The 1,608-nt window shown below is 67.2% G+C and carries 2 protein-coding genes and 2 pseudogenes; all 4 read left to right on the forward strand.

The window, feature by feature from the left end; genetic code table 11:
• Positions 1-208 (forward strand): annotated as a pseudogene (locus tag BN11_RS24465) (hypothetical protein); the annotation flags it as partial.
• A gap of 147 nt (positions 209-355) precedes the next feature.
• Entirely contained in the window at positions 356-685 is a 330-nt protein-coding gene (locus BN11_RS20025; RefSeq protein WP_048700176.1) for a hypothetical protein, read from the forward strand.
• A 320-nt stretch (positions 686-1,005) separates the two neighbouring features.
• Positions 1,006-1,230 (forward strand): hypothetical protein, encoded by a 225-nt coding sequence (locus BN11_RS20030; RefSeq protein WP_048700178.1) that lies wholly within the window; start codon positions 1,006-1,008, stop codon positions 1,228-1,230.
• A gap of 89 nt (positions 1,231-1,319) precedes the next feature.
• Positions 1,320-1,608: pseudogene (locus tag BN11_RS24470) on the forward strand (IS982 family transposase); the annotation flags it as partial.

Raw genomic sequence — 1,608 nt, forward strand, 5'->3', positions numbered from 1 at the left:
CCGCCACTGCGGGATCGGGCTGCACACCCCCGCCTCGGTCCACTACGGCACCGCGACCGAGGTCCGCGCTCAGCGGCAGGCCACCCTCGACGCTGCCTACGCCGCGCACCCCGACCGCTTCGGCCACCGCCGGCCGGCACCGCCGAAACTGCCCACCGCCGCGTGGATCAACCAACCCTCACGGGAGGCCCTCATACAAAGCGCCTGACCGCAGATGTCTCAAACGGCTTGACACCTTCCGCCTCGCCGAGAGCCATCCACAGGTTCTGATCATTGCTCCGACGTCGCTCACCGATGAGTGTTCCGCAGCCATGTCGGAGGTGCCGTACAGACTGGAAGTAGGGAGGAACCACCGATGGCCCCGAGGACAGTAGTCCTGGCCGACCTCACGGATGAGATGGGCACGGTGTGGCGGGCGGTCACCCTCACCGGCGACGGTGGTCTCGTCCTGTGTGGCCACGACCTCGGGCGCGGGGTGCGCAGCGTCTTTGGCATGGGTGAGTACGAGTTCGAGCGCCGGCTCTCCGCGCGCGAGACGGATGCCTTGGGCGAGCTGCTCACCGCGCCAACCGGCGGCGACCTGTTGGCGGCCATCGCTGCCCGCTTCCCGGCTGGCAGTGGCCTGGAGGCGTTCCTGAAGGAGCACGGAATCGACGGCCGGTTGTGGAGCAGGGTGGGTGACTGACGTCGGTGGCTCCCCTGAGGTGCCCCACACCGCCGGGTGCCGGGCGCCCTGGGGGTGGGTCTCAGCCTCCAGAAGAGGGCAGGCGTCCTTGTGTGAGTTGCCAGTGGTGACGGGGGCGAAGAGCGGGGCACAGCGCAGTGTTGCGAGTTTCCGTGATGGTGGACAGCCGTCGAGGCAGGTCCTCACTTCTCTCGACGGGCAACCGCGACGCCAATCGCTTGCCGCGCGCCGACGAGAAGTTGTGATCCGGTCTCACTTCTCTCCCGGGAAGACTCTCCAGGACTCTGACGTCATCGCTTCCGACGAAAGGGGATGCTCCGATGAGCACCGCAGATCTGCTCGGCAACGCCGAGCAACACAGCAACACCTCGCACGCGTCCACCACACCGGCGCCGGACGCGGCTGAGAGCACGTCCCTGACTCGGATGGCCGGGTGGGCCGGAATCGCCGTGTTCGCCCTCTGGCTATGCCAACCCATCCTCGTGGGTCTCCTCGCGAGCAGCGGCGCCGATGACGCCCCCGACCTTGCGGCACTAGATGATTGATTCCAAGGTGACTGGTGTGGCGTATGTGACTCGGGGGTGAGGGTGCCCAGACTCGGTGTTGCGAAGCAACTCGAGCTCTGGAGGCTCTCGTGGACACCGATCTGGACACCCTCGCCACCGCACTGTATGTGACCCTTGACGATCTGCTGAAGAGACACCCCGAACTGGCGCCATGGCGACCCGCGGTCGGGATGAAACCGCAGGTCAGCGACGCCGAGTTGGTGACGATGGCGGTGCTGTCAGCGGTCCTGGGATTCGATGACGAAGCCCGCTGGGTGCGGCACGTGCGCGCCAACCTGCGCCACCTCTTCCCCTACGTACCGCACCAACCCGGGTACAACAAGCGGGTCCGCCGGCTCGGCCCGACGATGCTGGCGG

Origin of the sequence: Nostocoides australiense Ben110 (assembly GCF_001050535.1) — a bacterium.
GTDB classification, from domain to species: domain Bacteria; phylum Actinomycetota; class Actinomycetes; order Actinomycetales; family Dermatophilaceae; genus Nostocoides_A; species Nostocoides_A australiense.